21 protein-coding genes and 2 pseudogenes are annotated in these 24,854 nt (G+C 27.8%); 8 read left to right on the top strand and 15 right to left on the bottom strand.

Going from position 1 to position 24,854, the window contains the following annotated elements; genetic code table 11:
* Positions 1-31 precede the first annotated feature (31 nt).
* From BUA62_RS04555 to thrS, 4 genes are read left to right on the top strand one after another with little or no spacing between them, the layout of a single operon-like run.
* Positions 32-1,576 carry an ABC transporter permease gene (locus BUA62_RS04555; protein ID WP_072863908.1) on the top strand — a complete coding sequence of 515 codons (1,545 nt, stop codon included), beginning with the start codon at positions 32-34 and terminating at the stop codon, positions 1,574-1,576.
* Positions 1,577-1,634: 58 nt separating this feature from the next.
* Positions 1,635-2,705: a peptide chain release factor 1 gene (gene prfA / locus BUA62_RS04550; protein WP_072863906.1), complete on the top strand. Its 1,071-nt coding sequence runs from the start codon at positions 1,635-1,637 to the stop codon at positions 2,703-2,705.
* A gap of 15 nt (positions 2,706-2,720) precedes the next feature.
* A complete protein-coding gene (locus BUA62_RS11675) occupies positions 2,721-3,518 on the top strand; it encodes a RidA family protein (protein ID WP_200782325.1) in 798 nt (265 codons plus the stop codon).
* A 29-nt stretch (positions 3,519-3,547) separates the two neighbouring features.
* Positions 3,548-5,464 (top strand): threonine--tRNA ligase, encoded by a 1,917-nt coding sequence (gene thrS / locus BUA62_RS04540; RefSeq protein ID WP_072863975.1) that lies wholly within the window; start codon positions 3,548-3,550, stop codon positions 5,462-5,464.
* Positions 5,465-5,504: 40 nt separating this feature from the next.
* Here the strand turns inward: thrS and BUA62_RS11670 are convergent, their stop codons facing one another.
* The 10 genes and pseudogenes from BUA62_RS11670 to BUA62_RS11470 all read right to left on the bottom strand — a co-directional run bounded on the left by BUA62_RS11670 (position 5,505) and on the right by BUA62_RS11470 (position 14,732).
* On the bottom strand, positions 5,505-5,678 hold the full coding sequence (locus tag BUA62_RS11670; RefSeq protein ID WP_200782324.1) for a hypothetical protein: 174 nt from the start codon (positions 5,676-5,678) through the stop codon (positions 5,505-5,507).
* 87 nt (positions 5,679-5,765) lie between these two features.
* Positions 5,766-7,028, bottom strand: a complete 1,263-nt coding sequence (locus BUA62_RS04535) for an MFS transporter (RefSeq protein ID WP_072863903.1) — start codon at positions 7,026-7,028, stop codon at positions 5,766-5,768.
* Between the two features lie 514 nt (positions 7,029-7,542).
* A pseudogene (locus BUA62_RS04530) lies at positions 7,543-7,689 on the bottom strand (PD-(D/E)XK nuclease domain-containing protein); the annotation flags it as partial.
* 138 nt (positions 7,690-7,827) lie between these two features.
* Complete coding sequence (locus tag BUA62_RS04525) at positions 7,828-8,031, bottom strand: hypothetical protein (RefSeq protein ID WP_072863901.1); 204 nt, start codon at positions 8,029-8,031, stop codon at positions 7,828-7,830.
* Positions 8,032-8,604: 573 nt separating this feature from the next.
* On the bottom strand, positions 8,605-9,813 hold the full coding sequence (locus tag BUA62_RS04520) for an ATP-binding protein (RefSeq protein ID WP_072863899.1): 1,209 nt from the start codon (positions 9,811-9,813) through the stop codon (positions 8,605-8,607).
* Between the two features lie 398 nt (positions 9,814-10,211).
* On the bottom strand, positions 10,212-11,639 hold the full coding sequence (gene gcvPB, locus BUA62_RS04515) for an aminomethyl-transferring glycine dehydrogenase subunit GcvPB (protein ID WP_072863897.1): 1,428 nt from the start codon (positions 11,637-11,639) through the stop codon (positions 10,212-10,214).
* Entirely contained in the window at positions 11,623-12,981 is a 1,359-nt protein-coding gene (gcvPA, locus tag BUA62_RS04510) for an aminomethyl-transferring glycine dehydrogenase subunit GcvPA (protein WP_072863895.1), read from the bottom strand. The genes gcvPB and gcvPA overlap by 17 nt, the downstream gene beginning before the upstream one ends.
* A 52-nt stretch (positions 12,982-13,033) precedes the next feature.
* Positions 13,034-13,399 (bottom strand): glycine cleavage system protein GcvH, encoded by a 366-nt coding sequence (gcvH, locus tag BUA62_RS04505; protein ID WP_407656619.1) that lies wholly within the window; start codon positions 13,397-13,399, stop codon positions 13,034-13,036.
* A gap of 11 nt (positions 13,400-13,410) precedes the next feature.
* On the bottom strand, positions 13,411-14,517 hold the full coding sequence (gene gcvT / locus BUA62_RS04500; RefSeq protein WP_072863891.1) for a glycine cleavage system aminomethyltransferase GcvT: 1,107 nt from the start codon (positions 14,515-14,517) through the stop codon (positions 13,411-13,413).
* Entirely contained in the window at positions 14,517-14,732 is a 216-nt protein-coding gene (locus tag BUA62_RS11470; protein WP_072863890.1) for a putative signal transducing protein, read from the bottom strand. The genes gcvT and BUA62_RS11470 overlap by 1 nt, the downstream gene beginning before the upstream one ends.
* Positions 14,733-14,904: 172 nt before the next feature.
* On the opposite strand from BUA62_RS11470, the gene pfkA reads away from it, so the two are divergent.
* Together pfkA and pyk are read left to right on the top strand one after the other, a co-directional pair.
* Positions 14,905-15,864, top strand: a complete 960-nt coding sequence (pfkA, locus tag BUA62_RS04490; RefSeq protein ID WP_072863973.1) for a 6-phosphofructokinase — start codon at positions 14,905-14,907, stop codon at positions 15,862-15,864.
* Positions 15,865-15,875: 11 nt separating this feature from the next.
* On the top strand, positions 15,876-17,294 hold the full coding sequence (gene pyk, locus BUA62_RS04485; protein WP_072863888.1) for a pyruvate kinase: 1,419 nt from the start codon (positions 15,876-15,878) through the stop codon (positions 17,292-17,294).
* Positions 17,295-17,331: 37 nt separating this feature from the next.
* Here the strand turns inward: pyk and BUA62_RS04480 are convergent, their stop codons facing one another.
* From BUA62_RS04480 to BUA62_RS04460, 5 genes and pseudogenes are all read right to left on the bottom strand, one after another.
* A complete protein-coding gene (locus BUA62_RS04480) occupies positions 17,332-17,538 on the bottom strand; it encodes a heavy-metal-associated domain-containing protein (protein WP_072863886.1) in 207 nt (68 codons plus the stop codon).
* On the bottom strand, positions 17,535-19,691 hold the full coding sequence (locus BUA62_RS04475; protein WP_084670696.1) for a heavy metal translocating P-type ATPase: 2,157 nt from the start codon (positions 19,689-19,691) through the stop codon (positions 17,535-17,537). Before BUA62_RS04475 ends, BUA62_RS04480 begins: the two co-directional genes overlap by 4 nt.
* Positions 19,692-19,701: 10 nt before the next feature.
* A complete protein-coding gene (locus BUA62_RS04470) occupies positions 19,702-20,055 on the bottom strand; it encodes a carboxymuconolactone decarboxylase family protein (RefSeq protein WP_072863884.1) in 354 nt (117 codons plus the stop codon).
* Between the two features lie 359 nt (positions 20,056-20,414).
* Positions 20,415-22,247: an alpha-amylase gene (locus BUA62_RS04465; RefSeq protein WP_234970283.1), complete on the bottom strand. Its 1,833-nt coding sequence runs from the start codon at positions 22,245-22,247 to the stop codon at positions 20,415-20,417.
* Between the two features lie 212 nt (positions 22,248-22,459).
* A pseudogene (locus tag BUA62_RS04460) lies at positions 22,460-22,627 on the bottom strand (hypothetical protein); the annotation flags it as partial.
* Positions 22,628-23,104: 477 nt separating this feature from the next.
* Here BUA62_RS04460 and BUA62_RS04455 point away from each other — a divergent pair.
* On the top strand, positions 23,105-24,544 hold the full coding sequence (locus tag BUA62_RS04455) for an AMP-binding protein (protein WP_072863882.1): 1,440 nt from the start codon (positions 23,105-23,107) through the stop codon (positions 24,542-24,544).
* A 109-nt stretch (positions 24,545-24,653) separates the two neighbouring features.
* The coding region (locus BUA62_RS04450) for a hypothetical protein (protein WP_143148322.1) at positions 24,654-24,854 on the top strand (201 nt) is incomplete at its 3' end.

Genomic DNA, 24,854 nt, shown 5'->3' with positions numbered 1-24,854 from the left:
TTCACCACCATTCTTTTTTTAGGAGGATCTTATGAAAAAAAATTTATATATTCTTATTATTATTTTTTCACTTTTATGGTTATTCCCAATAGGAAATTTAATAATTAATTTTTTTGACTTTGAAAATTTTTTATCAACTATAATGAAGAGCAGAACAATTAGAATTCTAAAATTTACTTTAATTCAATCTTCTTTATCTGTTTTTTTTTCTTTTTTTATAGGTATTTTTCCAGCTTTTTATGTTGCTAATAATAAAAATTTATTGAGTAAATTATTAGATGATTCTTTTTTTATACCATTCTTTTTTCCACCAATACCGACAATAATAGCTTTTTCCTTGCTATATGGGTCTAATGGTATTTTTTATCATCTTTTTAAAATAAATATTTTATATACCTTAACAGCTATTATTATGGCTCATTCTTTCTATAATTCACCTATTTTCGTAAAATATATATCAGATTCATTAAAATCTATTCCGAAAAATTTTGTTGAAAACGCTATTATAGATGGTGCAAATAAATCAACTATTTTTAATAAAATCATTTTACCTATTATTTTACCAGCTATATTAAAGGCTGCTTTTTTGGTATTTACTTATTCTTTTGTTAGTTTTGCCATTGTGCTTTCACTTGGAGGCATTAAATATTCAACATTTGAAGTAGCTATATTTACGACATTAAGAAGTTCTCTTGATTTTTCAAAAGCCCTTACGTATGCATTGATTCAATTTTTTGTTTTATTAACATTAAATTATATCATATCTATACCGAAAATTTATGAATTAAATGTTGAAGAAAATTATACGTATAAAAATAATATTTTTATTACTGTATTTTCTATATTTTATTTAATTTATGAATATTCTATAGTTTTAACAGGGACCTTATCAGGCTTTTTTGACTTTATTAATAAAAAATTCACCATTAAAGGGTTTTCGAATCTTTTTTCAAAGGATTTGAATTTATATTATCCAATTCTAAAAGCTTTTTACAATACATTTTTTATTTCATTTATTGTTAGTATTTTAGTAATATTTTTTACCTATATCATTTTAAGAAATATAAAAACTCATAAACAAATGTTATTTTCTAATATTTTTATTATTTCATCTTTAGGTATATCTTCAGCTTTTTTAGCTATGGGTCTCTTAAGTTTAAATATTAATTTTTCAATTTCTTATCCTATTCTTTTAGGTATTGGTTATTTAATTATAAGTGTTCCTCTCGCTTATACTTTTATGCAACAACGAATTTTATCTTTTGATTATTCAATAATCGAGGCATCAAAAATTGATGGAGCTAATACTGTAAAAACCTTTCTTTTTATAGAACTTCCAATATTAAAAAATACGTTGCTATCTGTTTTTTTACAGATTTTTGCTATTATTTTTGGAGAATTTACAATTTCATATACTATGCAATCTGTTGATTATTTCCCTTTAATATCTAATATTAATTACAAACTTTCAAATGCAAGGTATTATTTGGAAAGTCAAACTTTAGCTTCTATAACAATAGTATTTATTTTTATAATCTTTAATATTTCAATTTTTTTAAACAAAGAAAAACAATAATTTTTTGAAGTATATTGAAAATATGATATAATACAAAAAAAGAATAAGGAGTGTTTGTATGGATATATTATCTTTTAAAGATAAGGTTCTTGAAAAATTAAATGACGTAGAAAAAAAGTTATCAGATACAAATGTAACATCCGATCTTGAACAATTACAACATTTAGGAAAAGAACATAATAGACTTTCATCTTTAAAGGAATTATTTGAAAAATTAGAAAATGCTATTGAAGATAGAAAGGCTTTAGAAGAATTAAAACAAACTAATGAAATCGATGAAGAAGAATATAATATGATGATTGAAGAAACTGAAAAAAATATCAAAAAATATAATATTGAAGTTTTAAGCTTGTTAATCCCTGGTAGAGAGATTAATGAAAGAAATATTATTATGGAAATTAGAGCAGGAACTGGCGGAGAAGAAGCTGCGCTTTTTGCTTCTGATTTAATGAGGATGTATTTGCGATATGCAGAAAACAACGGCTGGAAACATGAAATTATTGAATTAAGTGATACCGGTATAGGTGGAACAAAAAATGCTGTTATAAAAATAAAAGGTAAAGGTGTTTTTGGAAGATTAAAATATGAGAGTGGAGTTCACAGAGTTCAAAGAATTCCTGTAACTGAATCTGGAGGAAGAATTCACACTTCAACTGCCACTGTAGCTGTCTTACCAGAAGCTACTGATGTTGACGTTAAGATAGATGATAAGGACTTAAGAATAGATACTTATCGTGCTGGTGGTGCAGGAGGGCAACATGTGAATAAAACAGAATCCGCTGTAAGAATTGTTCATATACCAACTGGAATTGTTGTAACCTGTCAAAATGAACGATCACAACATCAAAACAAAGAAGCTGCTATGTCAATTTTAAGAGCAAAATTATATGAAGAAGCTTTAAGAAAACAACAAGAGCAATTAACTTCGCAAAGAAGATCTCAAATCGGAACAGGTGAAAGAAGTGAGAAGATTAGAACATATAATTTCCCACAAAACAGAGTAACTGATCATAGAATAGGGTTTACATCATATAGGTTAAATTACATTTTAGAGGGAGATTTAGACGAAATAATTGATAAATTGATGGAATGGGATTTAACCAAAAAATTGGAAAATCTTAAAATTTAAAAAAGGGGGAATTTTATGAAGATTTATCTCGATATATTTTACAAACTTTCATGGATGTTAACTGTTATTACAGGATTTTCATCAGTAATATCTGCTTCAAGAGTTAATGGATTTTTCCTTTTTTTCTTTACTCTAACAACTTTAACCCTATTATTTGGAACATATTTGTTTTCTAAAGAAAAAGACGGGCTAAAAATATTCGCACATTATTTTAGTATCGTAATAATATCAATGGCGTTTTTAATATCTATCTCTTTGATAAAGTTGAATATATATGTATTTATTTTATATTTTATAGGTTATAATCTAATGTTATCTTTTATTTTAAATAATTATTTTAAATATTTTGAAGATAAAAATAACTTTTCAAAACTATTTAGAACTCTAAATTTAAATTATTTTGACTTTTTTGATACACAAATACATATAAAACTTTTTAATAATAAAAAAGGGATAACACCTGATGGCGTTTCTGCTGTAGGACCTTATTCTCCTGCTCTTTTAAAGGACAATGAATTATATGTATCAGGACAAATCCCTATAAATTTTGAAACGAATGAAATCCCTGAATCTTTTGTAGAACAATCAAAACAAGCTATGGAAAATCTTAAAGATGTTTTAAATGCTGCAGGCTTTACATTTAAAGATGTTGTTCAAGTAAGTGTTTTCATAACTGATATGTCTAAATTCGGTGAATTTAACGCTATTTATGAAACATATTTTAAAAAACCTTATCCTTCAAGATATGTTGTTGAAGTTTCAAAACTTCCTAAAGGAGTAGATGTTGAAATTGCATGTATTGCAAAAAAATAATAACACAAGAGAGGTGATTATATATGGATATGATTAAGATTATACTTCCTGATGGTTCAGAAAATGAATATGAAAAAGGAATTTCTGCTGCTGATATTGCAAAAAAAATTTCTGAAGGCTTATACAGAAAAGCTTTAGGTGCACTTGTTAATGGTGAGTTATATGATTTAACCAGACCTATTGAAAAAGACTCTACTGTAAAAATAATTACTGATAGAGATTCAGAAGCTCCAGTTATATTCAGACATACTATTGCTCATATTATGGCTCAAGCAGTTTTAAGGCTATATGGTAAAGATGTAAAGTTAGCTATAGGTCCTGTTATAGAAAATGGGTTTTATTATGATTTTGATTTAGAAGAAAAGATTTCTGAAGATGATTTGCCAAAAATAGAAGCGGAAATGAAAAAAATAATAAAAGAAAATTTACCTATAGAAAGATTTGAAATTTCAAAAGAAGAAGCTAAAAAATTATTTAAAGACCAACCATATAAATTAGAACTATTAGAAGATATTGAAGACGAAACAGTTACATATTATAAACAAGGTGAATTTTTTGATCTATGTAGAGGACCTCATCTACCTTCTACTGGAAAAATTAAACATATTAAATTATTATCTGTATCTGGAGCTTATTGGCGCGGAAATGAAAAAAATAAGATGTTACAAAGAATTTATGGTACCGCATTTGCAAAAAAAGATCAATTAGATGAATATTTAAAAATGTTAGAAGAAGCTAGAAAAAGAGATCATAGAAAAATAGGTCCAAAATTAGATTTATTCATGTTTGAAAACGAATTAGCTCCTGCTATGCCTTTCTTTTTACCAAGAGGTGCAAAAGTTATAAATGGATTATTAGAGTTTTCCAGAGAATTGCATAAAAAATATGGTTATGAAGAGGTAATTACACCTTTAATTATGAACATTAAATTATGGCATCAATCTGGACATTGGGATCATTATAAAGAAAATATGTATTTTACAGAAAAAGATGAATCTCAATATGCAGTAAAACCCATGAATTGTCCAGGACATATATTAATTTATAAATCAAAAGTATATAGTTATAAAGATTTACCTGTAAGAATGTCTGAATTCGGTAAGGTTCATAGATATGAACGAAGTGGCGTTGTTCATGGGTTGTTCAGAGTAAGATCGTTCACTCAAGACGATGCGCATATTTATTGTACAAAAGATCAAATAGAAGACGAAATTATACAGGTTATGAACTTTACAAATGAATTATACAGCGCTTTTGGATTTGAATATGAAGCAGACTTAAGTACTATGCCAGAAGATCATATGGGTGATGAAAAAACATGGGAAATTGCAACAACAGCTTTAAAAAATGCATTAGAAAGATCTGGGATTAAATACAAAATCAATGAAGGTGATGGTGCGTTTTACGGACCAAAAATTGATTTTCATATAAAAGATTCAATTGGAAGAAAATGGCAATGTGCAACAATTCAACTTGATTTCCAGATGCCAGAAAGATTTGACATTCACTATGTTGATAGTAATAATGAATTACAAAGACCCGTTATGATTCATAGGGCAATATATGGTTCTATAGAAAGATTCTTTGGAATTTTAATAGAAAACTTTGCTGGTGCATTTCCTACTTGGTTATCTCCTGAACAAGTTGCTGTAATTCCCGTTTCAGATAAATACATTGATGCCGCTAAAGAACTATATGAAAAATTAGATTCTGAAGGATTTAGAGTAACAGTTGACACATCAAATGCAACAGTTGGTTACAAGATTAGAAATGCTCAAATGTTAAAAATACCATATATGATTGTTATAGGTGAAAAAGAATTAGAAACAAAGAAATATAACGTAAGAACAAGAGAGGGAAATACTGTTGAGAATTTGGAACTTGATGATTTTATAAAAGTAATAAAGAAAGAGATTAAAAATAGAAGTTTAAAATTAAGCTATTGATATATTATTTCCCCACAATTCAAAGAATTGTGGGGATTTTTTATGCCATCCTACTTTGACCCACACCCAAAATTTTATGACAATGAGGGCAAAAATATATTGCATTTTTTCCTGTTATAAGCCCTACTCCCTTTGTTTTAACATAAATTTCATCTAACTCTTTTTCACAATAAGGACATATAGGTCTTATTTCCTCTTGTTTTGTAATTTTCATTTTGAAACCTCCTTACATAAAAATTTTATTATAATTATACCATATTTTTAATTTTTTTAAAGCAGCGGTAATTCGCCGCTGCTTTAGTTATTCTGTTTCAAGGGAAGGAGTAAAATCCATTTGCTCTATTTTTTTAGAAAAAACTATAACATCCAGTATTATCAACAAACTTATAGCTAAAAATATCCAATGCACTTCAACTCTATCTACAAGTATTCCAATCACAAGCATTCCAAGTGGCGTTGCAGCTTGAAATATTACCCCTAATGCTGAAAATATTTTTGATCTGTTTTCATTAGGTATAATTCGTTGAAAATATACACTTATAGGTGTATTTACAAAAGCATTTGTTATACCCATTAACATTAGCAACGCACCAACCACGAAAAATATACTCCATATACCATTAAATTTACTTAAAATCTGTGGAATCAAAACCACGGCTATTAGTAAATTTAAAAATACCATACCATAAATTCCATTTCTAAATAATTTTTTGCTTTCTCTTTTTGAAAAAAATACTGCCAGTAATATATTACCTACTAAAATACCCAGAGTCCACATCATTTCAAGAAGCCCATATTGTTGGGGTGAGAATCCTATCACTTCTCTAAATGTATAAGGGAACAATACAGCAAACATTGGATTAAACAATAAATTCAAAAAAATTGCCATAAGAATTAAATTTTTTAAAACATAATTATTGAAAATATAGCTTATTGATTCTTTAATATCATTAAATATTATTTTTGCATTTATTTCTGCAGTTAAAGTGCTTGTTTTCCTATATTTTATGAACATTTCACTAAATGCTGATAATATAAAAGAAATCCCATTTAAAATAAAAACCCATTGCATTCCAAAAAGACCATAAATAACCCCGCCTAAAACAGGACCCATTATCATTGAAGCACTACTAATACTTTCTGTTACAGAATTAGCTTTCATTAAATCTGATTTAGAAACAAGGTCAGGAAGCATTGCGCTTGTAGCCGCTCCAAAAAAACTATCAAGAATAGATATTAAAACCTGCGTGATAAATAATACAATTAAATTTATTTTTCCAATATATGTCATATATGCAAGAAATAATATAATTATTCCCCTGACATAATCCATTGAAACCATAATATTTTTTCTGTTATATCTATCGCCAAGTACTCCGGCAAATGGGGCAATTATTAAAGCTGGTATCATGCTTATCATTGCAAATAATCCCATTTTAGTTCCAGAACCTGTTAAATCCAATATAAATAAAGGCATTGCTACCATTTGAATACCACTACCAACTAAGGATACCATTCTTCCAACAACATAAAGTAAAAAATTTCTTTTTTGTATTTTATTCATAAATAATCACATCCTTAAAATTGACATCTTTTTAATTCAATTAATATTTCTTTTAAATTCTCCATTTCTTCAAATCCTTCATAATATGATTTCATTTTTCTTTTTCTATTCTTCAATTCTCTCTTTTCAAACATAAATTCACCTCCTAAAATTGATATCTTTTCATTTCAATTAAAACTTTTTCTAAATTCACCATTTCATTAAATCCTTCATAATACGATTTTGTTTTTTTTGTTTTTTTAAATTTCATATAATCACCCCCGAAAAATTTTTATTCTTGTTCTACTTTTTAAAAATTTTAAAGTATAACTTTAATTTTCAAATATATTATATCAAAAAAATTCAATGTTGTCAAGTATGATTTTAATTTTTTTGATTTGAAGATGTATAATTCACAAAAATATTGTATATGAATTCAATATATTTAATTTTAAACTTAATAATTTCAAAACACATGGGCTTTTATTGATTTTTTTTATTATAAAATAATAAAAAACTCCAGCAAAAGCTGGAGTCATATTTTTTCAATTATATAATCATCAATATTTCTTTTTTCAGAATTGATATTTACTCCTATTAAATAGATTTCATTTGCATTATCTATGTATTTTTCATAATACTTCTTTTCTTTTATTTGAGATATTGCGTCAAGTGAACGGTGGTTCTTTCTGAAATTACTTGAAGCTTTTTGGAAAAAACTTTATTATTACTCCATTTAAATCAAAATGATTTATTATTACTTGGTATTTATTGAAATTCATATGGTATGGATATTATATTCGTTTTTTATCAAGTAAAATCAGAAAGAATCATTTTGTGCCTTTAAATCAATATTTTCAATTATGTTTCCAAAAATATTCACTTCATCTTTATTGAGAATTACTAATTCATTCGTTTGAAGCCTAAGCTCATTCCTTTTTTCGATCTTTTCAAGAATTTTCTCAGCTTCTACTTTTCCTTCTTTTACAATTTCTGGCAATTCTTCTATTAGTGATAGTGGCATAACCTTTTTTCCCCTTTCTTTTAAACTTTATTTAATTACAGAAATATTTATTTTTATACTTTCTCCAACTTTATTGACTTTATTATCAAATATCATTTGCTCATTCAAAAGAAACACCTCTTTTAAATATATAAACTAATTTTATAAACTTTCAAAGTATTTTCTAAGCCTTCTTGCCATTAATTTTCTTCTTTCTTTTAAAAATTCATAATAATTCATTTTCCAGAATTTTTTTGGAAAATCATATTCTTTGTAAATTTGATTTATTTCTGCTACAGTGAGTTCTTTAGTTAAAATTTCTGATATTCCTCAGGAGATTTATCACCTATATTAATGTTATTTTTATAATCCAAATATATGTAAAAACAATCGTAGAATTATTCATATATTCAACAATTCTTTTTTAATTAATGTTTTTTGTATTTCAATTTTAAACTTAGACTATATTTTTTAATATCTAACCGATACTATTTTACATAAAATTTTAACATTTACTATATTTAAATTATATCATTTTATTTTAAAAAATCAAAACTTTTTATATACTAAATAAAATGTATTTGAAATTTTTTATTAATATAGAAACCCAAAAAGATATAACGGAATTATTCCTTTTTCTCCATATAATATATCATCCTTTATAATAAAAGAAATTTCTATTTTATCTTTTATCTGTTTTTTTCCTTTGTTTTTTCCTCCGACTTCAAAATAATAACCATTAACTTTAAAATCTCCTATTTCTTTACTATATCTTATATTCTGATTGCTATTTTTAATTTGGTTAATGAAAATAATCTCTCTTAAATTTCCTATATTAAGATTATTTCTAATTTCTTCATTTATCGCATTATATAGCGTTCCATTTTCTATATATATCTTTTCGGGGCTTCTTACTAAAGTTCCACCTACTCCTTTTTTTGGTAATAGATTTAACAATCCCGCATCTTCTAATTTTGAAACAAAATGAATAATAGTTTTATTATCTTTTTTTAAGTTTTTACTCAAATTGTTTATATTAATTTTCCCAGGCTGCATAGTTGCAATGAAATATATAAGTTTTTTTAAAACAATTAGATTTTCAGTATTTAAGTTTGCCACTTCAACAATATCCTCATATATAACTTTTTCATACATATTTATTATTTTAGAAATTATAGATTTATTATTTTCAAAATATATAGGATAATATCCATACTTGTAATATTCCTGAAAATCCAGAAGGATTTTACTATTTTCGGCTATATTAAAGGCTATATCTCGATAATTCTCTATTAATTCCTGAAAGTCGTAAGGTTTATACTTTTCACCATATTTAATATTTAAAAATTCTCTAAAAGATAATCCATTTAGAATATATGTAACACATCTTCTTGAAAGATCATATTTAGCTTGTTTAATATTAATACTTGAACTGCCGGAAAAAATAATTTTAATATCATCGTAAAAGTCATAGATATTTTTGATTTCCTGTTCCCAATTTTTATACTTATGTATTTCATCTAAAAAAAAATTTTTTATTCCATACCGTGTATAAAGACTTTCAATAACATTAATTAAATTATTTTCTAAAAAGAATATATGATCTAAACTCATATATATAGTTTCTGACAAATCATACTTTTCTTTAATTAATTGTAACATAAGAGTCGTTTTTCCAGTACCCCTAGCGCCTAATATTCCTATTAATCTATTGTTGATATCTATTTTATCATATAAGTATCTTTTAGTTATTATATTAATGTTTTCTACTTTCTTTCTTGATAATTTTATTAAAAATTCCAAATAAATCACCCCATTGTTTTGACTTTATTCCTTATATCATATATAATAATAACATATTTCTGGAATAAATTCAATTTTTATAATGAAAAAATATGATTATACTCCACAAAAACCACGAAAAAAATGTTCTAATTATTATTCAATAGTTTTTTCACTAAATCGCCTCCATATACCTATATGCATCTATTCTAATCATACTTTGGCTTTCTTTTTTATTATAGCATAAATTTAACTAATATTTATTTTATAGTTCTTTTTACATTACTAATTATATATTAATTTAATATAAATAATTACATTCTTAAATGCATGAGCTTTTATTAATTTTTATTATAAATCAATAAAAAAAACGCCATTCCAATCATAGAATGGCGTACTAAATTATTTTCTCTAATATATTATCCTCTAAGTTTCAATTGTTTATTAGCAACAGTTTCGTTTAATCTTCTAACTGGTGTATTATACGGTGCTTCTTTTAATATTTCAGGATCTGTTTTAGCTTCTTCTAATATTTTATACATAACTTCCACAAAGTGATCCAACTCTTCTTTTGACTCTGTTTCAGTAGGTTCAATCATCATCGCCTCATGTACAATTAAAGGGAAATAAATTGTTGGTGGATGTATACCGTAATCTAATAATCTTTTTGCAAAATCTAAAGTTTTAACTCCATATTCTTTTAAAAATGTTCCATCAATTACAAATTCGTGTTTACATACATCATCAAATGCTATTTTAAAATCCTTCTCTAATTTTTTTCTTAAATAATTAGCATTTAAAACAGCCATTTCACTTGCAAATTTCAATCCTTCTTTTCCCATCATTAAAATATAAGTATATGCTCTAACCATTACTCCAAAATTTCCATAAAATGTTCTTAATCTACCACAACTTTTCGGAATATCATAATTAAAGAAATATTTCCCATCTTCATTTATATCTACAATAGGCTTTGGTAAGTAATTCTTAAGCTTTTCTTTCACACCTACAGGGCCACTTCCAGGACCACCCATTCCGTGTGGAGTTGAAAATGTTTTATGTAAATTTAAATGAACTATATCAAATCCCATATCTCCTGGTCTTACTTTACCCATAATAGCATTTAAATTAGCTCCGTCATAATATAATAAAGCGTGATGCTCATGAGCTAATTTTGCAATTTCTAATATATCTTTTTCAAATAAACCAAGTGTATTTGGATTTGTTAACATTATCGCAGCAACACTATCATCCATAACTTTTTTAAATTCTTCTAAATCTACTCTTCCATCTGGTCCTGATTTTACTTCTAAAACATCAAATCCTGCCATTTTTGCAGAAGCTGGATTAGTTCCATGAGCTGAATCGGGTAAAATAACTTTTGTTTTATTTGTATAACCATTATCTTCTATATATTTTCTTACAATAAGCATTCCTGTTAATTCACCATGAGCTCCAGCAGCGGGTTGTAAAGTTATCGCATCCATACCCGTTATTTCTCCCAGGTGTTTTTGAAGATTATACATCAACTCAAGAGCTCCTTGAATATGTTCTTCATCTAAATATGGATGTATATTATTAAACATTCCTGCCATTTCTTCATTTAACATCGGATTATATTTCATTGTACACGATCCCAAAGGATAAAATCCGCTGTCTACAGAATGGTTTTTTCTTTCTAATTCGTTATAATGCCTAACAATTTCTAATTCATGTACTTGAGGCAATCCCGGATCTTCTTTTCTTAATAATTCTTCTTCTAATTCAATTTTTGTTTCAGGAACATCTAATTTCGGTAGAGAAAACGCAGTTCTTCCATATTTATCCTTTTCAAAGATTAATTTCATCTACTTCACCTACCTTAGAAATCAAATAATCAATTTCTTCTTTTGTATTTAACTCAGTAACACAGAATAAAGCAGTATTATTAATTTCTTTATAAAAATTACCCAAATTAATAGGACCTATAAACTTCTCCTCAAATAAAATATCATTAAATTTGTTCAAATCAAATAGAGGTTTAATAACAAATTCATTAAAAAATTCACCTTCAAATACTGGTTCAAATTTTTCTGATTCAATTAATTTTCTTGCTAAATAATGCGCTTTCTGATAATTTTGATATGCTATTTCTTTTAATCCTTCTCTTCCAATTATACTCAAATATACTGAAGAAATCACTGCCATTAATGCATGATTAGAACAAATATTTGATGTAGCTCTTGCTCTTCTAATATGTTGTTCTCTAGTCTGTAATACCATTACAAAACCTCTTTTTCCTTCTGCATCAACTGTTTCACCAATAATTCTTCCAGGCATTTGTCTTATATATTTCTTTTTTGATGCAAAAAATCCAAATGTTGGACCTCCAAACGACATATAGTTTCCTAATGATTGTCCTTCACCAACAACTATATCTGCACCTAAATTCCCTGGCGCTTCTAATAATCCTAATGCAATTGGATATGCATTTACTATTAACAATACTTTTTCAGGTAATATTTCTTTTATCTGTTTAATATTTTCAATAATTCCAAAGAAATTTGGATATGAAATTACAACAGAACTCGTATTATCATCTATTTTAGATTTCAAATCATCTAAATCTATTCTTCCTGTTTTTTTATCATAATTTACTAATTCAATTTCTATATTTTGAGATTCTGTATATGTTTTTGATACTTCAATGTACTCTGGATGTAATGTTTTCGCTACCAATGCTTTATATTTTTTATTCACTCTTGATGCCATTAATATAGCTTCAGCAACAGCCGTCCCACCATCATACATAGAAGAATTAGCAACTTCCATACCTGTTAATTCACAAATAGCTGTTTGAAATTCGTATAATGCTTGTAAAGTTCCTTGAGAAACTTCTGCTTGATATGGTGTATATGCTGTTAAAAAATTCCTTTTAGTTGCTAATTGATAGACAGCTGAAGGAATATAATGCTTATATATACCCGCTCCTCTAAACATAGCATAATCTTCTAAATTAATATTTCTTTTTGACAATTCTTGTAATTCTCTTTTTACTTCAATTTCTGATTTTGATGATGGTAAATTTAGTTCTCCTTCAAATAATTTCGGTACATCTTTATATAATTCTTTTATATCATTAATACCTATTACTTTCATCATTTCTTTAATATCTTCTTCTGTATGTGGTATATATGGAAAATTTTTCACCTATTTCACCTCACTCTTAAAATTTCAAAGACCCGGAAATCCGGGCCTAAGATTATAATGAGTTTTTATATTCTTCTTCTGTTAATAATTCATCTAATTCACTTTCATCTGAAAGTTCTATTTTTACTATCCAGCCTTTTCCTTCTGCATCATCGTTAATTATTTCAGGAGATGCGTCCAATTCTGTATTTACTTCAATAACTTTTCCTGATACAGGAGAGTAAACATCACTAGCAGATTTAACTGATTCTACAGCGCAAAGTACTTCTCCTTTTTTTATCTCTTTGCCTTCTTCTGGTAATTCAACAAAAGTTACATCACCTAATTCTTCTGCAGCATGCACTGTAATACCTATTGTAGCAATTTTACCTTCTACATCTACCCATTCGTGAGTTTTTGTAAATTTTTTCATTTTCATACCCTCCTAAGTTATTTTCTGTTTTTTACACTACCTCTATAAAATGGTGTTTTTATTACTTTTGCTTTCACTCTTTTACCTCTAATTTCTACTTCTATTTCTGTATCTTTTTTATAATATGGCTTATTTAACATAGCCAAGGCTATCGGCTTCTCCAATGTTGGAGACATTGTTCCACTTGTAATAAATCCTACTTCTTCATTTTCAACAAAAATTTTGTAACCATGTCTTGGTATACCTTTTTCTAACATTTCTATGCCCTTTAATCTTCTTCTAATTCCAACTTCTTTTTCTTTTAATAATGTTTCTTTACCAATGAAATCTTTTTCCATATCAACTGCCCATTTGAGTCCTGCTTCAAAAGGGGTAATTTCATCTGTCATATCATTTCCATATAATAAATAGGTAGCTTCCAATCTTAATGTATCCCTCGCACCTAATCCTGCCGGTTTACCATCATATTTAGACAACAATTCTATTAATTTTCTCCACATGGGAACCGCAGCTTCTTTATCCAAGTAAATTTCAAAACCGTCTTCACCTGTATAGCCAGTTCTTGAAATTAAACATTTTATTCCATTAATTCTTCCTTCAGTGAAATTATAATATGAAATTTCTTTCAAATCAACCCCTGATATTTCTTGTAACATTTCTTCAGCTTTTGGACCTTGAACAGCAATTTGTGCTGTTTCGTCTGAAATATTTGTTACATTAACTTCGAATTTTTCTGACTGTTTTAATATCCAATTATAATCTTTTTCAATATTTGAAGCATTTACAACTAATAAAACATGTGTGTCTGAATATTTATAAGCTAATAAATCATCGATTATACCACCATTTTCATTTAACATTGGCGAATAAACTATCTCACCATGTTTAATTTTTTCAACATTATTTGTTATTAGATAATTTACAAATTTTGCTGCTTCTTTTCCTTTAATATCAATTTCTCCCATATGAGACACATCAAATATTCCTACATTATTTCTTACAGCATTATGTTCTTCTTTTAAAGAAGAATACCATACAGGCATTTCCCAACCACCAAATGGAACCATTTTCGCTCCTAATCTTACATGTTCTTCAAAAAGCGGTGTCCTTTTTAAATTTCCCATCAGTCAGCCTCCTTATTTTCTAATATCTCATTTGCTTTTTCAAAATCATTTTCATCTACATATAAATTCATAATAGTTCCATTACCAAAAAATTCTCTTCCTATTCCAATTTCTCTAGGAGATTTTACTAAAACATTAACCCCCTCTGATTCTAATAATTGTTTTATAATCTGCGCTTCAAAATCATTAATGTGAGATTTTAATAATTTCCACATAAAAATCACCTCGCTTAATTGTATTATACATCTAAAATTTGTATTTATAAAGAAAAGAAATTTTATAAAAAACGTGGTATAATAACAATAAATGGCAATAAATGAAAAAAATTTCATATATTCATAGATTTTTGCGTTTAATAATATAAGGAGGGATATTTTTATGCCTGAAATTAAAAAAATTGGAATTATTACCAGCGGTGGAGATGCTCCTGGGATGAATGCTGCTGTAAGAGCCGTAACACGAACTGCCGCATCAAAAAATATAGAAGTTATAGGCTTTTACAAAGGATATGCTGGAATTTTAGATAAAGATTTTGTCGAATTAAGTTATTCATCTGTTGGTGGAATTATGGAAAAAGGTGGCACTATTTTAAGAACTGCAAGAGTCCCTGAATTTAAAAATCCAGAAATTAGAGCTGAAGCTGCAAGAAATTTAAAGGATTTAAAAGTTGATGGTTTGGTTGTTATAGGTGGTGAAGGTAGTTTAACAGGTGCTAAACTATTATTTGAAGAACATAATATTCCTGTTATTGGTATTCCAGCCTCCATAGACAACGATATTCCTGATACAGATATGGCAATAGGTGTTGATACATGTTTGAATACTGCTGTGGATGCTATGCAAAAATTAAAAGATACTGCATCTTCTCATGAAAGAGCTTTTATAGTTGAAGTTATGGGAAGGGGTTCTGGATATATTGCTTTAATGTCTGGTTTATCTGTCGGCGCTGAAGCTGTTATAATTCCAGAAGTTCCTGTTGATTATAATGAATTAACAGATCGAATTTGGCAAGAAAGAAAACGGGGAAAAATAAATTGTATTGTTGTTGTCGCTGAAGGAGCTGCCAGTGCTTATTCTGTAGCACGACATTTTGAAAATAAAATAGGTTATGAAACAAGAATAACCATTTTAGGTCATATACAAAGAGGGGGTTCTCCAACCGCATTTGATAGAATATTAGCTTCAAGAATGGGATATTCTGCAGTAAACTTTCTTTTAGAAGGAAAATTTGGAACTATGGTTGCTTTAGAAAAAGGCCAAACAGTTACTGTTCCACTTGAAAAAGTCTTAAGCGAAAAAAAGGTTTTAGATCCTAAATTAATAGACTTAGTAAACACATTATCTTAAGGAGTGATTATATGAGAAAAACAAAAATTGTTGCTACCATTGGTCCTGTAACAGAATCAGAAGAAATGATAAGAGAATTAATTAAAGCTGGAGCAGATGTTTTGAGATTAAACACTTCTCATGAAAATCCAGAAGTTCACCAAAGAAGGATCGAAACAATAAAAAAGGTGAGAAAAGAATTTGACAAACCCATTGCTATATTGCTGGATTTAGCTGGGCCAAAAATAAGAACAGGCAAATTCAACAAAGATGAAGTTACATTACAAGAAGGTCAAGAATTTATTTTGACTACAGAAGATGTTATTGGTGATGAAACAAAAGTTTCAATTAATTATAAAGGATTACCAAAAGATGTAAAACCTGGAGATTTAATACTTGTTAATGATGGGAAATTAAAATTAGAAGTTATTGAATCTGATGATTTAAATATTAAAACCAGAGTTATAAACACTTCTACTATTACACATAGAAGAGGTATAAATGCTCCTGGAGCTGATATTAAAATTCCTGCTTTAACTGAAAAAGATAAAAAATACATTGAATTTGGTATTGAAAATGAAGTTGATTATTTTGCTTTATCTTTTGTAAGAAAACCAGAAGATGTTATTGAAATGCGCGAAATTTTAAAATCGTTAAATGCTTTAGATGCTCAGATTATTAGTAAAATAGAAACCAAACAAGCCATTGATAATGATCTTGAGAAAATTATCGAATTGTCTGATGGAGTAATGGTTGCTAGAGGAGATTTAGGTGTTGAGGTTGAGGCTGAAAAAATACCCGTATTACAGAAAAAAATTATTAGTATTGCTAATAAAAAATCAAAACCTGTTATTACTGCAACTCAAATGCTTGAAACTATGATAGAAAATCCTGTACCAACAAGAGCTGAAACTACAGATATTGCAAATGCTATTTTAGATGGAACTGATGCAGTTATGTTATCTGGAGAAACATCTATAGGAAAATATCCTCTAGAAGTTGTAAAAGTCATGGATAGAGTTGCAAGAGAAACAGAACCATACCTTAATCACTATGGTGCATGGTATTTCGATTTTGATGATGACGATTCAACCACAAACGCTATATCAAAAGCCGCAAATGAAATCGCTATTTCTGCTGGAATTAAAACTATTGTTGCAGTTACAGATAAAGGTGATACTGCAAGAGCTGTTTCCAGATATAGAGAAAATGTTAATATTATAGCTGTGACTCACTCTGAAAAAACTTATAACAGATTAGCACTTGTGTGGGGCGTAAAACCTATGATTGTTAATGAATTTGTAAGTACTGATACAATGCTCTACATAGTAAAACAAACATTAAAAAATGAAGGATTAGTTCAATCAGGGGAAAAAATCATTTTCACTGCGGGTATTCCATATGGATTTTCCAGTAAAACTAATTTCTTACATATTGCAGAAATAAAATAATACTATAAACAACAGGAGAGCTAGGCTCTCCTGTTGTTTATTCCATAACTATTTCAGCAGGATAATCTATTTCTTCAAGTTTTCTCAATACTAATTCTATATCACAACTTGATGATTCTATATACACTTTTTTTTCATCCAATTTTACTTCAAATTCAGGAATATTAATTTCTTTCAATGAATTTGTTATTCTCATTACACAGTGATTACATGACATATCTGGTACTAAAAGCACAGTTTTCATAGTTTTTTATCTTCTTTTATCCTTAGTGAATTTAAAACAACAGTTATAGAACTGAATGCCATTGCTGCTTCTGCAATTGCAGGATGCAATAATCCGGACATTGCAGCGGGAATAGCAATTACATTATAGAAAAATGCCCAGAATAAATTCGATTTTATTACTGAGAATGTTTTTCTTGAAATTTCTACTGTATCAACTATTTTCGAAACACCGCCTTTTACTATAATCACATCAGCATTATCAATTGCCAAATCTGTTCCACTTCCTATAGCAACACCTATATCTGCACCTTTTAATGCTGCAGCATCGTTCATACCATCTCCTACCATAAGTGTCTTATATCCCTTTGCCTGATAATTTCTAACAACATTTAATTTATCTTCTGGTTTTATACCTGCTAAAACTTCTTCGATTCCTACTTCTTTTGCAACAGCTTTTGCAGTTTTTTCATTATCTCCTGTAGCCATAACGGGAATAATTCCCATTTTCTTAAATTCTTCTATAGCTTTTTTTGAATCTTCTCTTATCTTATCAGCAATAGCAATATATCCTAAAAAATTATTATTTTCATAAACTTCAACTACAGTATAACCTTTTTCATTTAATTTATCATATTTATTTTTTGGTTTACCAATGAAATATTCATTATTGTTATATGAACCTTTTACACCTTTTCCCGCTATTTCTTCAATGTTTTCTATATTTATCTTCTCTTTAGATAACTCAGAAATTGCTTTTGCTAATGGATGATTAGACATATTTTCTATAGAAGCAATAATTTTTATTTTTTCTTCCGGAATACTATGTTCAATAACTTGAGGTTTACCTTGAGTTATTGTTCCTGTTTTATCCATTATAACCACTTTTACATCTTTTGAGGTTTGAATAGCTTCAGCATTTCTAATTATAAGTCCTTTTTTAGCAGCTTCACCTGTACCGGCAACCAATGCCATTGGTGTAGCTAACCCAAGAGCACATGGACACGCTATAACTATAGTTGCAACAAAAACAAAAACAGAAAATGAAAGAGGATCTGTTGTATTTAATATCCATGGGAAAATACTTCTCATGTTTTGCATAAATGGTTGAAGGTTTTCAAAGTTAAAATACCAGATTAATCCACTTATTATTGCTAAAAACATTACTATTGGAACAAACCATAATGTAATTCTATCTGCCAATGCTTGAATTGGAACTTTTGCTCCTTGAACTTCTTGTATTAATTTAATCATTTGAGATAAAAATGTATCTTCTCCCACATTTGTGACCTTTATTTTTAAAGGACTTGTTAAATTTAAGGATCCACCAATTACTTTTTCTTCAACAGTTCTTTCTACTGGTATAGATTCACCTGTTATCATTGATTCGTCAATTGAAGAATTTCCTTCAATAATTTCCCCATCAATAGGAATCCTCTCACCAGGTTTTACTAAAACTACAAAGTCTTTTTTAATTGCATTTATTGGCATTAATAATTCTTCATTATCTATTAAAACCCTGGCCTCTTTAGCTTGCATGTTCATCAATGATTTTATCTCTTTTGCGGCTTTATCTCGCAAATGAGATTCAATAAATCTACCTGTAATATGAAAAGCCATTATCATTGCTCCTATTGTTCCAAAGGATGCAATTGGAAAACCAAATGAATTAAGTAATGCTGTTATCCATGAAGTTACTGAACCAAAAAGAATTAAAGTATCCATATTTGTATGAAAATGGCTTAATGCAATCCAGGCACCTTTTATTGTTTTTTTACCTGTATAGAATATTACATATCCTCCTGCAATAACTTCCATAACAGAAAATCCGGGGATTTCCTTCCAGATCATATGAATTAACATCATAATTGAAATTGGAATAGTTACAAGTAAAGCCAAAATTAGATTTTTCTTTGCTTCTTGATATCTTTTTTTCTCTAAGTCTTGACTCATATCTGTAGAAATGTCATAGCCAACTTTTTGAACAGCTTCTTTTAATTTTTCAAATGATATTTCATCTTCAGAAACAATAAATGCCGTTTCTGTAGCTAAGTTAACAGCAGAAAATTTTATACCCTCAACATTTTTCAATGCTTTTTCAACAGTTCTAGCACATGTAGCACATGTCATACCAACAACTCTAAAATTTATCTTTTTTTCTGTTTTCTCGTTCATTTTATCACCTCTAATCACAACACCCTTCTTTGTCATTATTAATTTTAGTATTTGACTCATTATCATTATTTATCTTTTTCCAATAATCATATGCAATCATAGACCACTCTTCACCAGGACATCCGCCCATTGTCATTACAACATCAAGTGTTTCGAGCAGTTCTTCTTCTGTTACGCCATTTTCATAAGCTAATTTAACATAACCTTTCACACAAGGTTCACATTTTATAATAGCTGATATAGCTAAAGCCATCAAAAGTTTATGTTTCCCTGGCAATGCACCGTCAGAGTAACTTTGTTGTCTCATTCTTACTAAAGCACCAGAAGTTTTTGCTGTTTTCTTTCTCCATTCTTTTAAATCCATTATTTTCTCCTCCTTATCCTGTGGGTGGGGGGTATAAATTCATTATAACAATTAATTATTTCAAATATATTAAAAGGTAATAATAGATTAAAGAAAAATATAATATACAAGTAAACCCTTATTATGCAAACTCACCCGATTTATACAGTCTCTAATGTGGTTCGTGTACTTCGGACCAAGATTTTGCCTCCGGCTTCCTTCAGATTCCACCTCGCGCTGGACACCCTTGCCTTTGGCTAGTGGTTGGCACGGTCAACCTCCACAGCGGACTTTCACCACCTAGCTGTTATTCATGCCCGGCACACATAAATAAACCACTCCAAAAATTTGGAGTGGTTTATTTATTTATTTATTTATTTTTATTGTTCTACCCATACTGAAACAGAACCACCATTTACCTTAAATTCTGCCCAACCATCTGAATTTGACCATATAACATCTGTTCTATTTCCTAAATAATCAATAAATTTTGCATTCTTTTTTCCAACATACATCCATTTACTTCCACCAGGACCATCTGTTAATATTACAGCCATAGCTTTTGGATGATTTTGATCTCCTAATCTTGTCCATCCAATTATATCCCAATGATCTAAATAATCGTATTGATCACCATATGCATATATCTTTCTTGCTTCAATAAGCTTTTTTATAACGTCATATTGTGCTGTTATTCCGGGAGCTCCGTACATATCTCCGTAAAAAACACATGGATATCCATCTTTTCTTAACAATATCATCGCATATGCTAATGGTTTAAACCAGTCTTGAACTGAAGAATATAACGATTGACCAGGTTGAGTATCATGATTTTCTACAAACGTTACTGCTTTTACAGGATTAGATTGTACAAGTGTTCCATTAAATATATTTCTCATATCATAATATCCACTTGCATTTGAAGCATCATGAAAATGCTGATGCAAAGGCACATCGAATAAAGACATTCTACTTCCAGTTTTTGAAATATAATTATTTAATTTATTTATATCTGTACTCCAATATTCCCCAACTGTAAATAATTCTTTTCCTGTTGTATTCCTCATATAATCCAACCAGTCATTGAAAAAATCAAACTTTATATGCTTTACTGCATCCAGCCTAAATCCATCAACATTTGTAAAATCAACATACCATTTTCCCCAATTTTTTAGTTCTTGAATAACATCTGGATGTTCCATATCTAAGTCTGCACCCATTAAATAATCATAATTTGCATTTTCAGTATCAACTTCCCAATCCCATGCTTTTCCTGTACTATTAAATCGAAAAATTGCACTTTCGTGAGTATTTTCATCCCAATCCACTCCATCAAAATGATACCATCTCCATTTGAAATCAGAATATTTATTTGCTCTTCCAGGAAAATCGAAAACGGTCCAAGCCTTTATGTCTTTATTTTCAAGAACATAATTTCTATCATTCCAGGAAACTTTATATGCATTAACCCATTCTGTGGCATCTGCTCCCATTCTATGATTAAATACTACATCAGCATAAATCTGCATATTATACAAATGTGCCGAATTTATAACATTTAAATATTGATCTTTGGTTCCATATTTTGTTGCAATACTTCCCTTTTGATTGAACTCTCCAAGATCATACATATCATATACTCCATATCCCACATCACTTTTACCGGCCTGACCTTTATAAGCAGGTGGTAACCATAATGCTGTTATTCCCATAGATGCCAGATCCGGTATTTTCTCAGAAAGTTCTACCCATAACCCTCTTTGTGTATTTTCATCATATTCTGGCAAATACCATTGAAAAGCCTGTAATATTACTCCATTTATGGGACTTGTATATTTTTTTACATCTATATAATGTGTATCATCATAAAAGGTTATCTTATATGTAGTATATGGCTGAACTTCATAATCTGTTGCAGGATAGCTTTCGCTCCAATCGCCATAATGATCTATTTTGAATCGTGGAGCCCCGTATCCATCACCATTATTAAATGTAATTATAATCTCCCATGTGTTTGGCGCAACTTTTTGCATTAATGTTGTTCCCCAATTGTTTGGAGTTCCTCTGAAATACGCTTGTGTCCATTCTCCTTTAACAACAATAGTAGAAGCAGTAATTTCTCCAGAATTTCCATCAACTTGTTTTACACACCCTGTTAATAATAATAAAGTCAATGAGATAATAACTAAAACATTCAAAAAAAAACGCTTCACTTTGTCCATACCTCCCTAAAATATAATTTAACCCCCATCCAATTACACTTCGGATTATACTATTCGTAATATATTTTTAAAAATGCAATAATCAGAAAATATATTTTGAAAATAAGAAAAAAAGAATTATATTTACTAATAATTAATTTTTTTGAACTTTAATAACAAAAAACCCCTCTGAAATTCAGAGGGGGATAATTATTTTTATTTAATTATTTATTCAAGAAAAATTCTAAATCTTCTTTAACAGTAGTAATAGGATTAATTCCAAAATTGTCAACTAATACTTTCAATACATTTGGTGAAACAAATGCTGGTAATTTCGGACCTAATTTTATTCCTTTTACTCCTAAGTATAATAATGCTAATAATACTGCTACTGGTAAGAATTTTTTTGGTTTTCTATTAAATTAAAAGTATAAATAAACCTATAAATAATAAAAAATTAACAATAAAAATATATCAAGTGATATAATAATTATGTAAATTTATCAAATTTAAGAAAAGAAAAGTTGGTTAAAAATTTACTTAAATTTTACTTTATGTTGTTGACTATTTTTTTTTTTTGCTAAAATTATTGTAAATTGAAAGGTGAGAATAATATCTTTTAATTATGAAGTAACATAATATAAAAATTATATATTCATAAAGTTTTGTCGTAACTTATAAGTTATAAAATTCACAATATTTGTCTGTAATATTATTAAACAAAGTTAATGATATTCCTGATAAAAATAATAAAAAAAATAAACCAGACTCTTTTTAAAAATAAAAAAAGAGAGAGATTATTTCCAAAAAAATAAGAAAAAACGAATATCATGGGGTTAATTGAAAATATTATTATGAGAGGTGATATTATGAATATTTATAATGATTTTATGAATAAAATAAAAAAAGATAAAGATATATCAAATAAGACATTTATTATTGATATTGAAAATAATACAAAACTAAATTATAAAAGGTATACATTTTTAGATGCTTATAATCTCGCATCTAATATAAGAAATTTGATTTGCGAATTTCACGGCAAAAGAATTGCTATTATTCTTCCAAATAGCTTTGAATTTATTAGTGCATACATTGGAACTTTAATTAGTGATAATTTTCTTGTTAGTTTATCTCCTGAAATTTTCAAAGAATATGGAGAGATTTTACTGGAAAATTATAAAATTGATATAATATTAACTACAAAAGAATTTGTAAATTTAATATCTTGCAAATATATAAAAAAATTAAATGATAATTTTTATTTACTAAAATCAAATAAAAAATTAGAAAATGATAATATAACCAAGTATGGAAGAATATTATCATTTACAAGTGGAACAACAGGAAAAATGAAAGGAGTAATTATAAATGAAAATAATATAGAATACGTTTCTTTGCAATATAAAAAAATATATAAATTATCTGAAAAATCGAAAATCTTAGGGATTTTACCTTTTTGGCATAATTATGGGATGTTTGCTTGTGTTGCATCAAGTATTTATAGTTTGTCAACTTTAGTTATAATGAAAGAATGGGATTATAAAAAGGCTTTGAGAGCAATTTCTAAATTTGGAATAACTGTTTTTCCTGGTGCCCCATATATGTATCAAAGTATCGTAAAAAATTACAAAAATGAATATAATTTAGATTCTTTGGAAATATGTGATTGTGGGGGTGAAATGCTACCTTTAGAATATTTATATAGGTTCAAAAAAATTACAAAAAAAGCAATAACTGAGGGATATGGTTTAACTGAAACAACATCTTTAACTCATTTTAATATATTTAAAAATCAAAAAAAAGCTGGTTGTATAGGAAAACCTTTAGAAAATATTGAATGTTCTTTAAGGCATCCGGAAACAAAAAAAGAAACTAAAAAAAATATTGGTATTTTATGGATAAAAGGACCAGCAGTAGCAAAATATTATTATTACAACAATAAAATTATTCCTACATGTGAAAATGGATGGTTTAATACCAAGGATCTTGCATGGCGAGATGAAAAAGATAATTATTATATAATAGGTCGTTATAACGATATAAAAAATTTAAATATTAAACCCTTTCCTAGAGAAATCGAAGAATATATTTATAAAATAGAAGAAGTAGAAAAAGCAAGTGTGATTGTCGAATATAATGAAAAAAAACATAATTTTACATATTTAATATCAGTAGTATTAAATAAAAAATTTCCCAAATACAAATTAGAAAATTTTATTATAGAAAAATTTGATAATATAAATATAAAATCCATAAATATATTAAGTAAATTTAAACTTACTTATACAAGAAAAATAAAAAAATAACTTTAATTTATAGGACGTCCAATTAGTAAGAAGCAAAAAAGGCACTCCTTGATTCAATGTAGAAACATTGAATTGAGCCAAAAAACAAAAGAAAGGAGTGCCCAATTCAATGTTAGCACAAAAAAGAATAGAAATCAATACATCTTTTGTAAAAAAAGAAATTTTATTTATTTTCAATATTATAGATATATTTTTTAACGAACCGAAATACTCATTTGGTAGAAAAAAAGAATTTTCAGATAAAGCTATTCTTAAAATTCTAATGTTGTTAAAAATGGCTAAAAAATCATATAGAAAAGTTCAAAAATTA

The organism is Marinitoga hydrogenitolerans DSM 16785 (genome assembly GCF_900129175.1).
In the GTDB taxonomy this organism is placed as follows: Bacteria; Thermotogota; Thermotogae; order Petrotogales; family Petrotogaceae; genus Marinitoga; species Marinitoga hydrogenitolerans.
This window is presented reverse-complemented; position numbering and strand designations above follow the sequence as displayed.